Source organism: uncultured Planktomarina sp. (genome assembly GCA_943788425.1).
Taxonomy (GTDB): domain Bacteria; phylum Pseudomonadota; class Alphaproteobacteria; order Rhodobacterales; family Rhodobacteraceae; genus Planktomarina.
The window spans coordinates 429,884-443,604 of sequence record CALSQF010000006.1 but is presented as its reverse complement, the minus strand read 5'-3'; the positions used below and the strand labels follow the sequence as shown (position 1 = coordinate 443,604).

At 53.9% G+C, this 13,721-nt stretch carries 11 protein-coding genes; 4 read left to right on the top strand and 7 right to left on the bottom strand.

Translation table 11 applies throughout. From position 1 onward, the window contains the following. Positions 1–3: 3 nt before the first annotated feature. The 4 genes from ABLW18_RS07855 to proS form a co-directional block, all read right to left on the bottom strand. Entirely contained in the window at positions 4–993 is a 990-nt protein-coding gene (locus ABLW18_RS07855) for an Ldh family oxidoreductase (protein WP_347824265.1), read from the bottom strand. 101 nt (positions 994–1,094) lie between these two features. Next, positions 1,095–1,772, bottom strand: a complete 678-nt coding sequence (locus ABLW18_RS07850) for an ABC transporter ATP-binding protein (protein ID WP_347824264.1) — start codon at positions 1,770–1,772, stop codon at positions 1,095–1,097. Beyond that, on the bottom strand, positions 1,765–3,087 hold the full coding sequence (locus tag ABLW18_RS07845; RefSeq protein ID WP_347824263.1) for a lipoprotein-releasing ABC transporter permease subunit: 1,323 nt from the start codon (positions 3,085–3,087) through the stop codon (positions 1,765–1,767). Before ABLW18_RS07845 ends, ABLW18_RS07850 begins: the two co-directional genes overlap by 8 nt. 50 nt (positions 3,088–3,137) lie before the next feature. Continuing rightward, the gene (gene proS / locus ABLW18_RS07840; protein ID WP_347824262.1) at positions 3,138–4,469 is read right to left on the bottom strand and encodes a proline--tRNA ligase; all 1,332 of its coding nucleotides are present in this window, start codon (positions 4,467–4,469) and stop codon (positions 3,138–3,140) included. A 157-nt stretch (positions 4,470–4,626) separates the two neighbouring features. On the opposite strand from proS, the gene ABLW18_RS07835 reads away from it, so the two are divergent. From ABLW18_RS07835 to ABLW18_RS07820, 4 genes are all read left to right on the top strand, one after another. Next, positions 4,627–5,700 carry an AI-2E family transporter gene (locus tag ABLW18_RS07835; RefSeq protein WP_347824261.1) on the top strand — a complete coding sequence of 358 codons (1,074 nt, stop codon included), beginning with the start codon at positions 4,627–4,629 and terminating at the stop codon, positions 5,698–5,700. Then, positions 5,693–6,346 (top strand): chromosomal replication initiator DnaA, encoded by a 654-nt coding sequence (locus tag ABLW18_RS07830; RefSeq protein WP_347824260.1) that lies wholly within the window; start codon positions 5,693–5,695, stop codon positions 6,344–6,346. The genes ABLW18_RS07835 and ABLW18_RS07830 overlap by 8 nt, the downstream gene beginning before the upstream one ends. A 63-nt stretch (positions 6,347–6,409) precedes the next feature. Continuing rightward, on the top strand, positions 6,410–8,578 hold the full coding sequence (locus ABLW18_RS07825) for an RNA degradosome polyphosphate kinase (protein WP_347824259.1): 2,169 nt from the start codon (positions 6,410–6,412) through the stop codon (positions 8,576–8,578). Positions 8,579–8,651: 73 nt separating this feature from the next. Further along, complete coding sequence (locus ABLW18_RS07820; RefSeq protein ID WP_347824258.1) at positions 8,652–10,196, top strand: Ppx/GppA family phosphatase; 1,545 nt, start codon at positions 8,652–8,654, stop codon at positions 10,194–10,196. A 30-nt stretch (positions 10,197–10,226) separates the two neighbouring features. Here ABLW18_RS07820 and ABLW18_RS07815 read toward each other — a convergent pair whose 3' ends face one another. The 3 genes from ABLW18_RS07815 to scpA are packed head-to-tail and all read right to left on the bottom strand — an operon-like array spanning position 10,227 to position 13,717. Continuing rightward, positions 10,227–10,907, bottom strand: coding sequence for a molecular chaperone DjiA (locus ABLW18_RS07815; protein WP_347824369.1), 681 nt, complete (start codon positions 10,905–10,907; stop codon positions 10,227–10,229). A gap of 47 nt (positions 10,908–10,954) precedes the next feature. Further along, entirely contained in the window at positions 10,955–11,569 is a 615-nt protein-coding gene (locus ABLW18_RS07810) for a VOC family protein (protein ID WP_347824257.1), read from the bottom strand. Between the two features lie 21 nt (positions 11,570–11,590). Next, positions 11,591–13,717: a methylmalonyl-CoA mutase gene (scpA, locus tag ABLW18_RS07805; protein ID WP_347824256.1), complete on the bottom strand. Its 2,127-nt coding sequence runs from the start codon at positions 13,715–13,717 to the stop codon at positions 11,591–11,593. Positions 13,718–13,721: the final 4 nt, after the last annotated feature.

Here is a 13,721-nt window from a genome sequence, read left to right as displayed (position 1 = left end):
ATGCTAAAGCGGACCATGCGCCAACTGAACCACCGAGTCCCAGAGCGCATCGGGCACATCAATTTCCGCCATAGGGCTGCGGGCACTGCCAGGAAGCCTTGCGCCCTCCTGCAAAGCCACGGCATCTGCAAGCCGCGCCAGACGATCGGCAAATCCGTCATGATACGTGCTTGGATCCAAAATGAGATAGAACTGCCCCAATCCATGCGGCGGACCGTCGGGCAGTTTCAAACCACCCACATCCAAGGAGTTGACCGACCCTGTCATCCCAGCTGCGAGGAGCTCGGCCAATATGCCAAACCCCCAGCCTTTATAGCCGCCTGCTGAGACCAAAGCGCCGCCCAGCGCTGCGTCCGGATTCGTTGTGGCCACGCCCTGCGCATCCACAGCCCAACCCAAAGGAATGTCCTCCCCAGCAGCCTTGGCCATCGTGATCTTGCCCAAAGCCACAGCAGAGGTGGAAAAGTCAAAATGCACCTCAAGGCCACCGGCGCCATCTGGCACCGACATGGCAATGGGATTGGTGCCGATCACCTTTTGATTGCCACCCGGCGGGGCCACAACCGGACTGGCGTTGGTAAAACCAATCGCCATCAAACCTTCGCCAGCCAATTGCGCGGTGAAATATCCCAAAGAGGTGCATGTATGCGCATGAGCCACCGCGAGCGAAGCCGTGCCATTCTCGCGCGCTGCGGCCACAGCCATGGGTAAAGCTGCCTCAAAAGCCGGCTGCGCAAAGCCATAGCCCGCGTCCGACAGAATAGCGCCAGGTCGGGCGGCCGTCACTTTTGGATCCACCGACCCGCTCACCCGGCCCGTGGCCAATTGGCGGCAATAACTCTCGAGGTAATAGAGCCCGCAAATCACATTGCCATGAGCCTCCGCATCAGCGACAGCACGCGCCACCGAAGCAGCAATCCATTCTTTCGCACCAAAGGCTTCGAGCGCCAATTTACTGGCAGCTTCAATTTCCAAGACAGAGCAGCGCGGCATAGCAATTCCAATTCAAACAGGTCTAAGGGTAGTGGTTTGGGAGAAAGAATCAGGGTTTGCAGCGTTAAGCAACACAATATTCAGACAGTCTGACCCTGGATTCAGACAATTTGACCTTTGCTCAACCGGACCTGGCGATCCATTCGGGCCGCCAACTCCATATTATGCGTGGCAATCAACGCCGCCATACCGGTGCTGCGCACAAGATCCATCAAGACTTCGAACACATGATTAGAGGTTTCAGGGTCCAGATTCCCAGTCGGCTCATCCGCCAGCAAAAGTTTGGGTTCGTTGGCAAGCGCACGGCAAAAGGCGACCCTTTGCTGCTCTCCCCCGGACAATTCGCTTGGTCTGTGATCCGCACGCTCTGCCAAACCTGTTTGATCCAAGAGCTCTAACGCACGCTTGCGGGCAGGACCGGCCGCTTTGCCTGCCGCCTGCTGCGGCAGCATGATGTTTTCAGCCGCTGTGAACTCTGGAAGCAAATGATGAAATTGGTAGATGAAACCAATTTCCATCCGCCGAAAATCCGTGCGCAACCGATCATCAGCGCGTGTCATGTCCCGCCCAGAAATCTGCAACTGACCACTGTCGGTACTGTCCAGCAGGCCGGCAATATGCAGCAGCGTGGACTTTCCCGAACCAGATGGCGCCACCAGCGAGGTCACTTGCCACGGCATAAGTGTCAAATCACAAGACTGCAGTACCCTCACCTCATTGGCCTGGCCCGGATTGTAGGATTTACAGATCCCCGTCAGAGTCAACACCGGCTCACTCATGGCGCAGGGCCTCCACTGGATTCATCCTTGCGGCCCGCCGTGCCGGGAAAATAGTAATGAAGAAGGACAAAAACAGCGAAATCCCCACGGCTTTGAGCACATCCATGCCGCGCAGCTCTGCGGGCAAATGGTAGATGCCGCGGATTGATGGATCCCAGACTTGTCCGCCTGACAGGTAATTCACCAGACTAAAAATCGCATCAATGTTTAACACAAACATCACGCCAAAAATCACACCCAGAAGCGTACCCACCAAACCAATCCCAGCACCACACAGGAAAAACACCCGCAACACCGTGCCTTCGCTCAGTCCAATGGTTCGCAAAATACCGATATCGCGGCCCTTGTTTTTCACCAGCATGATGAGGCCAGAGATGATATTCATGGTGGACAGCAAGATCAGCACAATCATGATGACCAACATCACATTGTCTTCAATCGCCAGCGCCCGCAGAAATCCACCAGCGTAATCCCGCCAGGTTTCCACCACAGCCGAGTCGCCCACCGCATCGCGCAGCTGGCGCGCCATAATTTCCGCTTGCTCTGGCGTGTCTACAAAAACTTCAATTTGATCTGCAAAACCTTCTTTGTTGAAAAAACTTTGCGCCTCCTCAAACGGCATATAGAGACGGGTCTGGTCAATGTTATAATGCCCAGCGGTGAAGATATAAGTGACCGTATAAGATTTAACTCGCGGGCTTGTGCCAAATGCGGTCCGCACACCATTGGGCGAGATCAATTTGATCCGATCCCCAATCAATAGGCGCAGCGACTTGGCCACACCAGAGCCAATCGCCACCCCTTGAGCAAAATCATCAATACCTCCCTGGCTGCGCTCAGAGAGCGCCACGTTGGGGATGGTTTTTAGATTCTCAAGCGTGATGCCAAAAACCATGACCCCATGGTTTTGATCGTTTGCCGTGCCCATGGCCTGCCCGCGTATCAGCGGCGCCGCACGCGTGACACCTGGAAACGCCTGCACCCGGTCTGCTAATGCCTCGAACTTCTCAATGCGATAATCAAAATTGCCACTTGGGCCGTCGAAACGCTGCTCATACACCGTCACATGGGCATTGGCGCCCAAAATTGCATCGACAAATTCCGTTCGGAAGCCGCTGCGTACGGCCAGCACGATAATCAAAGCGGCCACAGCCAGGGCAATGCCGATCAAGCTGATCCAGGTCATTGCGCTGACGCCACCTTCAGAGCGTTTGGCGCGAAGATAGCGCCAAGCAATCAGGAATTCGAAAGCGGCGAAGGGCGCAGCGCGCGTCATCGGCGCCTCGCGGTGTCTGGCCTTTGAGCCTTCATCCATACCTCTTGCCTCATCGGCTTTGCCGCTTTCTGCGCCTTTTGCGCTTGGATTCAAGTATATTGCGCGATAACTTTGGCAATTGCGGCCTCTGGGGTCAATTCTTCACTCTCCCCAGTTTTACGGCAGGTCAATTCCACCACACCATTTTTCAAACCCCTTGGGCCAACGGTTAAGCGCCAAGGCAAACCGATCAGATCCATCGTGGCAAATTTACCACCGGCGCGCTCGTTGCGGTCATCGTAAAGCGGCTCAAGCCCCGCTTTGGTCAGGTGATTGTAAAGATCCTCACAAGCCGCGTCTGCCTCCGCATCGCCTTGCTTGAGATTCACAATCCCGCAATGAAACGGGGTGACACCTTCAGGCCAAATGATGCCTTTATCGTCATGGCTGGCCTCAATAATGGCCCCAACAAGCCGGCTGACGCCAATACCATGGCTGCCCATATGCACCGGCACCTGTTTGCCGTCGGCGTCTTGAACCGTTGCGCCCATAGCGTCCGAATATTTTGTACCAAAATAAAAGATCTGCCCCACTTCAATCCCGCGTGCCACTTTGCGGCGCTCTTGCGGCACCTCGGCGAAAAGCGCCTCATCGTGGGTCTCATCGGTGCGGGCATATTTGGTCGTAAATTCTTCCATGATCGACTGACATTGCGCTTTATCATCATAATTGATGTCACGATCCCCAAAGGTCAGATCCGTCACTGCGCTGTCATAGAACACTTCGCTCTCACCGGTCTCGGCCAAAACCAAAAACTCATGCGTATCATCGCCACCGATCGGACCGCTGTCCGCACGCATGGGAATGGCTTGCAGGCCCATGCGCTCATAAGTGCGCAGATAGCTGACCAAATGGCGATTATAAGCGTGCATCGCATCTTCTTTGGTCAGGTCAAAATTGTAACCATCTTTCATATAGAATTCGCGGCCCCGCATGACACCAAACCGTGGACGCCGTTCATCGCGGAACTTCCATTGAATTTGATACATGGTTAGAGGCATATCCTTGTAAGACGTGACATGACCGCGAAAAATATCTGTGATCAGCTCTTCTGCCGTGGGCGTAAAAAGCATATCGCGCCCGTGACGGTCTTTGATGCGCAGCATCTCCTCGCCATAATCGTCGTAGCGTCCTGATTCTCGCCAAAGATCTGCCGATTGAATGGTTGGCATTAACATCGCCCAATGACCGGCTTTCGCCTGCTCTTCATGCACAATGGTTTCAATATTTTTGAGCACCTTCAAACCAAGCGGCAACCAAGAATATATGCCCGCGGCAGATTGCTTGATCATTCCAGCACGCAGCATCAAACGATGCGACACAATCTGCGCCTCAGCGGGATTTTCTTTAAGGACGGGCAAAAAGTAGCGACTTAGGCGCATCGAACACTCCAATTGATTTCACAGATCAGTTTAATGCTCCCCCGTGAGTGTCACAAGCGAAAGCGGTCGAAACTGCGTCATAGGTCACTATATTTCCCTTCCCCCTCTTGCAAGCTGGGGTACAATACGCAAATTGAACAGCAAAAGGAGTTTGAATATGGCCTTACCGGTGTCTTTACAGCTACGCTATTGGGGAGTTGCTGCCGTCGTTTTGGGCCTGGTGCTTTGGCTTTTGGACGACACGTTGCTGCCCTTCATTTTGGGCGGGGCCATAGCTTACCTGCTCGACCCGATTGCCGATCGGATCGAGCGTTGGGGGATGTCGCGCCTGCTGGCCACAAGCGTTATTACCCTAGGGGCGATTTTCGTTTTTGTCTTAGCTGTGCTGCTGATCGTGCCTTTGCTCGTGGAGCAAGCAATTTCTTTATTTAACACAGCGCCTCAGATCGCCGCTGACCTCTGGACATTTCTGACCACCCGCTTCCCGGATCTTCTCGATGACAACAGCACGATTAGGCAATCTCTAACAGGGCTCGGCGACACCATTCAGGCGCGCGGGGGCGCTTTGGTCAATGGCCTGGCAGCCTCACTCAATTCCATCGTCAATATTATGGTGTTGATCGTGGTTGTGCCCGTTGTTGCCTTCTATTTATTGCTCGATTGGGATAATTTGGTGGCACAAATTGATGAATTGATCCCGCGCGAGCACCTCGAAAATGTGCGCAAATTGGGCCACGAGATAGACGCCACCCTCGCCTCTTTCATCCGCGGACAAGGAACGGTCTGCTTTATTCAAGGGCTCTACTACGGACTTGCGTTAATGCTCGCCGGGCTGAACTATGGCATTGTCGTCGGATTTGTGGCTGGCTTGATCTCCTTTATTCCCTATGTTGGCGCCTTGGTGGGCGGTGGACTGGCGCTGGGTTTGGCGCTGTTCCAATTCTGGGGAGATTGGATGTCCATTGGAGTAATTGGCGTTATTTTCATGCTCGGACAGGTTTTAGAAGGAAATGTTCTGACCCCAAAACTTGTCGGAAATTCCGTAGGATTGCACCCGGTCTGGCTGATTTTCGCCCTTTCGGTTTTCGGCGGTCTATTTGGCTTTGTCGGCATGTTAGTGGCCGTGCCTGTGGCCGCTATGATGGGCGTTGTCGCGCGGTTTTTGATGCGGCAGTATAAAGCCGGGCTATTGTACCGCGGCTTGAGCCACTCGGAACCCAAAGATGAGTGAGCAACTGAGCTTCAGACTTCCAATTAAAGTGGCTCGAGAACGCGATTCGTTTTTCGTGTCTGAAGCCAACCAACAGGCGGTGGCGCTTCTCGAGAATGCTGCCAATTGGCCGCAAGGCAAGTTGATCCTTTTGGGCCCGAAAGCCTGCGGCAAAACACATCTTCTTGAGATTTGGGCCACCGAACAAAACGCCCAAAAAATTGATCCCCTACAGGAATTTATCTCGCCAGAGGCCGGCGCGCGGGTTGTGGTAGACAACCTTGAGCAGGTGGCAGGTATCTTGCCGGCGGAGACTCGTCTGTTTCATCTGCACAACCAGCTACAATCCAGCGATGGGCTGCTGCTTATGGCCTCCAGTATTGCCATGCGGCAAGCCGGGTTCCAGCTGGCGGACCTCCTCAGTCGGCTGCAAGGCACAAGCTGCGCCAAGATCGACCGCCCCGATGACGCCTTGCTGCACGCGGTGTTGCTCAAATCCTTCATGGACCGCCAGCTTTCCCCAACGCCAGCCGTCTTGGCCTATATCCTAAAGAACATGGATCGCAGTTTTGATGCGGCCAGTGATATTGTCGCTGAATTGGACCGTCAGAGCATGTCCACCAAGCGCCCGATCACCCGCGCGATGGCCGCGACGGTTATGGCCTAGGGCGTCCCCCTTACAATTTGCGTTCAAGAGGTATAAATTACCACCTTGGATATAGGATAAACCATGATAAACTCCGCTGACTTTCTGCACAGTGATTTCCCCTCAGCGCAAGTTTGTGGGCAGGATATCACCGGGCCAGATCGGTTTTTGAACCGAGAGCTGTCATGGCTTGCGTTTAACTGGCGCGTTTTAGAGGAAGTGGATAACCTCAATGTGCCTTTGCTAGAACGCCTACGATTCTTGTCGATTTCCGCAACCAATTTGGACGAATTTTATTCAGTGCGCGTCGCCGGTCTGCGCGAATTAGCCCGCGCGGGCAGCATAACGCCAGGTATCGACGGGCGCAGCATCCCCAAACAATTGGAGTTTATCGACAGCGAAGCACGCGACTTGATGCGCAGACAGCAGTCAGTTCTTGCCAATCTTCGCAAAGAAATGGCGGCGCAGGATATTCATATTTTGACCACAGCAGAGGCGAAAGAAGATCATGCCTATCTGCTAAAATATTTCCTGTCCCATGTCTTTCCCGTGGTCTCTCCACTGGCGATTGATCCGGCTCATCCCTTCCCGTTTATCCCCAATGCTGGCTTTGCACTTGCGCTGCAGCTAGAGCGTCAGACAGACAAGCGCAGCCTGCGCGCCTTGGTGCCCGTGCCGCAGCAAATTAACCGCTTTGTGGTGCTTCCCGGGAAAGGGTATCGGTACCTTCCGCTAGAAGAGCTGATCTTGATGCAATTGGAACAGTTGTTCCCAGGCTATGCGCTCAAAGGCCATTGCAGTTTTTCTGTACTGCGCGACAGCGACTTGGAAGTCGAAGACGAGGCCGAAGATTTGGTACGCGAATTTGAGGTTGCGCTCAAACGCCGGCGGCGTGGCGAAGTCATTCGCCTGAAAATTAGTGCCAATGCCCCCCAAGCGTTGCGCGATGACATTATGGTCGAGTTTTCCGTCACCAATACCGAGGTGATCGAAGTGGATGGCATGTTGGGTCTACCGGATCTGAAAGAATTGGTCATTGAAGACCGGCCCAACCTCCTTTGGCCAAACTTTACCCCGCGCGTGCCAGAGCGGGTCACCGATCATGACGGCGATATGTTTGCCGCAATTCGCAACAAAGATATGCTGCTACAGCATCCCTATGAGACGTTTGATATGGTCGTGCGTTTGTTGCAACAAGCCGCGCGAGATCCCAACGTCTTGGCCATTAAACAAACGCTTTACCGCACTTCAAAACGTTCACCCATTGTTGAGGCTTTGTGCGAAGCGGCCGAAGATGGCAAATCTGTGACCGCATTGGTCGAGCTGAAAGCCCGCTTTGATGAGGCGGCCAATATCCGTCAATCCCGCCGTTTAGAACGTGCCGGGGCGCATGTGGTCTATGGCTTTATGAACCTTAAAACCCATGCAAAAATAAGCACCATCGTGCGGCGGGAAGGCAATCGGTTGGTCACCTATACCCATTATGGCACCGGCAATTATCATCCGATTACCGCACGGATTTACACCGATGTGAGCCTGTTCACCTGTGATGCGGCATTGGGGCGAGATGCCACAAAAGTGTTCAACTATCTATCGGGATATGCGCAGCCTGAAACGCTTGAGAATATCTCCATTTCACCACTGACCTTGAAAACTACCCTTCTGCAAGGCATCGCTGCGGAGGCCGAACACGCCAGGGCTGGCAAGCCTGCGGTCATTTGGGTCAAGTTAAATGCCCTAATTGATGCCGATGTGATCGATGCGCTCTACGCCGCGGGGCAGGCAGGGGTAAAAATCAGCCTTGTCGTTCGCGGGGTTTGTGGCTTGCGACCTGGGGTGGCAGGGCTTTCTGAAAATATTCGCGTGAAATCCGTGATTGGGCGGTTCTTAGAGCATTCCCGCATCGTTTGCTTTGCCAATGGCCACAATCTGAACAGCCCTAATGCGCGCGTTTATATCTCTTCTGCCGATTGGATGGACCGCAATTTACACCGCCGGGTTGAAACATTGGTTGAAATTCACAATGAAACTGTCAAGGCGCAGATTGTGAGCCAGATCATGGCGGCCAATCTGGCCGATGTTGCCCAATCCTGGGTGATGCAACCCGATGGCAGCTATGAAAGAGCCACCTGGCCAAAAGGCAGTTTTGCCTTTAATTGCCACCGGTTTTTCATGGAGAACCCCTCGCTCTCTGGACGTGGCAGTGCCGGGGCGCAGGACGTGCCGCAGCTGACCCATACCGATGATTCCTAACCACTCTTTGAAGTCTCGGTCGAATCGCCTAGGCTGAAGTCACAAACACTTTCGGAAACCCGCAGGAGCCCAGATGGACGACTTGGTAACATCCTCTGCAAAATGGGAACCTTTTGAGCGGCCCTTGTTCGATAACCCCAAGGCCCGCGATCTGTCGCGCGTTGGGGTGGTTGATATTGGCTCAAACTCCGTACGCTTGGTGGTCTTTGACGGCGCCGCCCGGTCTCCAGCCTATTTTTTCAATGAAAAAGTCATGTGCGCACTTGGCGCAGGCTTGGCCGAAACTGGCGCGCTCAATCCTGATGGGCGCTTACGCGCCCTCTCCGCTTTACGGCGGTTTTGTACCATCGCCAAAGGCATTGGCCTACCCACACTCACCACTGTCGCCACCGCCGCGGTGCGTGAGGCCAGCGATGGTCCTGACTTCATAGCGCAGGTTCAAAGCGAAACGGGGTTGAAAATCCATGTTATAGATGGGTCAGAAGAAGCCCGTCTCGCGGCGCAGGGTGTCTTGCTTGGCTGGCCCGGCTCTTATGGGCTCGTCTGCGATATCGGTGGCGGTTCTATGGAATTGGCCGAGATTTCTAATGGCCAAGTGGGCCAGCGCGTAACCTCTCCGCTGGGACCTTTGAAGCTGATCAATGTCCCAGGTGGCAAAAAGGGACTTTATGCAGTCATCGCAGAAACATTGGATCGCTTACGCGACCAAATGGGCCCGCAACCTGATCGGCTCTTTTTGGTTGGAGGATCTTGGCGGGCCCTGGCACGAATTGATATGCACAGACGCGGATACCCGCTTCATGTGATGCACGAATATCAAATGACTGCCCGCGATGTGAAGGCCACTGTGCGCTATATTGAGGACTGTGATCTCAAAGCGCTGGGCAAGACTATCCGTGTCACACAAAGCCGAATGGCGCTGTTACCAATCGCCGCAGAAATTCTCAAAGGCCTCCTCAAACGGTTTAAGCCGCATGACATCGCTGTCTCAAGCTATGGAATTCGAGAGGGGCTTCTGTATGAACAGATGCCACAAGCCATGCGCGACCGCGACCCTTTGATTGAAAGCTGCCATTTCGCCGAGCGCAAGGATGCGCGGCTGCCGGGCTTCGGTATGCGGCTTCACAAATTCATCTCGCCGCTCTTTTCCAAAATCCCCCATAGTCGCGCTCGCCTGGTCCGAGCAGCTTGTTTGCTGCATGATGTGAGCTGGCGCGCGCATCCAGATTTCCGCGCAGAGGTTTGCTTTGAATATGCCACCCGTGCCAATTTGGGAGGGCTAAGCCATGAGGAGCGAATTTTTTTGGGCTTGGCATTGCTGCATCGCTACCGAAACGGCCGGGAAGGCACCCGGTTTGAAGAGCTTTTGAGTCTCCTCGATGAGACCGGCCAGAAACAGGCGGAGATCTTAGGCAAAGCCATGCGCTTCGGCGCGATGCTCTGGGCCGATCCAGACAATGAGACCGCCCAGCTCCACTGGTCTCAAAATACAAGAACACTGTCGCTCACGCTCACAGCTGAGGCCTCACCTCTGTTTGGTGAAGTCGCCGAAGCCCGGCTCCAATCTTTGGCCTCATCCCTAAATGCAAATCTTCGCACCGACATGCGATTGACTTAAAGCACGTCTCACGTCCAAGTTCTGCCTCATTTAGGCTTGGACCCTTGCCAGTTCTTCCCAAGCCTTATTGATCGCCACCAAACGTGCTTCCGCCAATTTCACTGCTTCGCGCGGAACGCCGCGCGCCACAAGCTGGTCGGGATGGTTCTTTTTCACGAGTGCCCGCCATGCGGAGCGTATCTCTTCAAAGCTTGCTTCGGTTGAGACGCCCAAAACATCGAAAGGGTCTGCGGTCGCTCCCTTGACATAACGGCCTTTGATCACGCGAAAGTACCTTGCTGAAAGGCCAAAAATATCGGCAACCCGGCGTAAAAACGCATCCTCTTGCACATGATAAGCCCCATCCACTGTTGCTATGTGAAACAGACCTTCAAGCAAGTCTTCGAGGATATCCATTCTTGCGCCAAACATAGATTTGATTTGCCGCGCATAGGTTTCAAACCCAGCCACATCCTGGCGCGCAAGGTTAAATACTTTGGCCGCGCTGCTCTCTTCTGCGGCAGGTATATAAAAAATTTCCCGGAATGCCACCACCTCCGCACTGGTGACGTTGCCATCAGCTTTGGCCATCTTTGCGCTCAATGCGATGACCGCAATTGTAAACCCGACAGATTTCTCCGGCGGGCTGCGCAGCTTCTCAAAAACTGCTGAAAGCCCTTCGCCCTTGGCAAGGGCACCAAGCGCAGCGGTGATACGGGTCCAGATAGACATGAGTGACATTATAGGCTCTGCGCCCGCAGGACGAAAGGGCAAAGCCTCTATTTGAGTGTCACCAAACCGTGATCTGTTTGAATTTCAGCGGAAATCTGCGCAGGCCCAGTTGAGAAGCAAATTCGTTCATCACGGATGAGCTCTGACAAAAGTGCCTGCATTAGATTGGCTCGAGGGTGTTGAATTTGCAAGGAGATCAGACGGCAGCCGCTATCGGGCAAATTCTGACAAGGATGTGCAGGCGGTTGCCATTCAATTAACGCCGGCCCATAGCCCCCCAATGGCAAGTCTCCCGTATCTGAAACGGAAATATCCCAAGTGTAGGCGTCACGCTCAAGCCGCAAGGGCGTTCCAAACTCCGGGCCAAGCCGGGCGAGGCTCTCTTGGATATTGTCGGTTGCCAAAATCCAACTTGCAATGCGTGGCGGACCAGCAAAACGGTCCAATCCAAACCACCGGGGATAGGCCAAAGACGGTGCCTGTGGATCAACAGCGATGGATTCTAGGTAACATGCCTCGCCCATGCCCCAAAGATGGTTGTGGGTTGAGAAATGAAAATGCTGACCAGCCGCAAGCGGCGCAACCTTTAAACAGTCTTGAATATAGTCCGTTGCGGCTTGCCGGGTTTCGCCCGCCACTGCAATATGATCCAATCTTAACATACCATTCCCCTCTGCCGCGTTTTAAACACGCGCCTTTCGGATCAAATCCAAAACATTCTGGGCCGCATCGGGAATATTTGTACCGGGCCCAAAGATCGCCGCAACTCCCGCTGCTTTGAGGAAATCGTAGTCTTGCTGGGGGATCACACCGCCACAGACGACAATAATCTCCTGCGCATCTGCCGCCTTCAATGCCTCGACCAATTTGGGCGCCAAGGTTTTGTGACCCGCTGCTTGGCTAGAAATACCCACCACATGCACGTCATTGTCCACCGCGTCCTGCGCCGCTTCCTCAGGGGTTTGAAACAAGGGTCCAACATCCACATCAAAGCCAATATCGGCAAAGGCCGTGGCAATGACTTTGGCGCCCCGGTCATGGCCATCTTGCCCCATTTTCACCACGAGCATCCGAGGCCTGCGTCCCTCGTCTTTCGCAAATTTTTCCACAGACTTCTGAATTGACTCAAAGCTTTCATCGCCCTCATAGGCAGATCCATACACGCCAGCCAATGTCTTCACCTCCGCGCGATGCCGGCCAAATGTGCCCTCCATCGCCAATGAAATTTCCCCCACCGTCGCCCGATGACGTGCTGCTTCAACAGCTGCTTCTAAAAGATTGCCGCCTTCAACACAGCGCCGTCCAAGCTCAAGAAGGGCTGCATCGCAGGCCAATTGATCACGGCTTGCGCGGATGGATTGGAGTTTCACGACCTGCGCTTCACGCACCTGATTGTTGTCAATATCGCGCACTTCAATGTCGGGTTGTTTGTCAGCGGTATATTTGTTGACCCCAACAATCACCTCTTCCCCACGATCAATCATCGCCTGACGCCGCGCCGCACTTTCTTCAATTTTTAGCTTGGGTAGGCCGCTCGCCACGGCTTTGGTCATGCCGCCCATCTGCTCAACCTCTTCGATCAGCGCCCAGGCTTCATCAATAAGATCGGCAGTGAGTTTTTCCACATAGTAAGAACCGGCCAGCGGATCAACAACATTGGTCACCCCAGTTTCTTCCTGTAAAATAAGCTGGGTGTTGCGGGCGATGCGCGCCGAGGTTTCCGTTGGCAGGGCAATGGCCTCATCAAAACTGTTGGTATGCAATGATTGCGTACCGCCCAAAACCGCCGACATCGCTTCAAAAGCCGTGCGCACGATATTGTTATATGGATCCTGCTCTTGCAGGCTCACACCCGAGGTTTGGCAATGAGTCCGCAGCATGCTGGATTTGGGATTTTTTGGCTCAAATTCCGCCATAACCCGATGCCATAGCACCCTTGCAGCCCGCAATTTCGCCGCTTCCATAAAGAAATTCATACCGATGGCAAAGAAAAACGACAGCCGCCCGGCAAAGGCATCCACATCCATCCCTCGCGCGATCGCCGCGCGCACATATTCACGCCCATCTGCAATGGTATAAGCCAATTCCTGCACCAAATTAGCCCCAGCCTCTTGCATGTGGTAACCGCTGATCGAAATCGAATTGAACTTCGGCATATCACGGGCGGTAAATTCGATAATATCGGCCACGATACGCATAGAGGCCTCAGGCGGATAAATATAGGTGTTGCGCACCATAAATTCTTTGAGAATATCATTTTGGATCGTGCCCGAGAGAGCCGCGCGGCTGACGCCTTGCTCTTCACCGGCTACGATGAAAGAGGCCAAAACAGGTATCACTGCACCATTCATCGTCATGGATACGGAAATATTATCTAATGGGATGCCATCAAAGAGGATCTTCATATCCTCTACACTGTCAATCGCGACACCCGCTTTACCCACGTCGCCGACGACGCGTGGATGATCGCTGTCATAGCCCCGATGGGTGGCCAAATCAAAAGCCACCGAAACCCCTTGCTGCCCGGCCGCGAGCGCTTGCCGGTAAAAAGCATTGGAGTCCTCAGCTGTGGAAAATCCAGCATATTGCCGAATAGTCCAGGGTCGACCCGCATACATGGTAGCTTTGACACCACGCGTGTAGGGTTCTTGTCCTGGCACGCTGCCTATATGCGCCAAGCCTTTTACGTCCTGAGCCGTATAGAGCGGCTGCACCTTGATGCCCTCGAGCGTATCCCAAGTCAAAGTCTCCAATGACTTACCGCGCAGCTCTTTATCAGCAATTTCGTTCCAGGATGTCTTATCTGTCATTGTC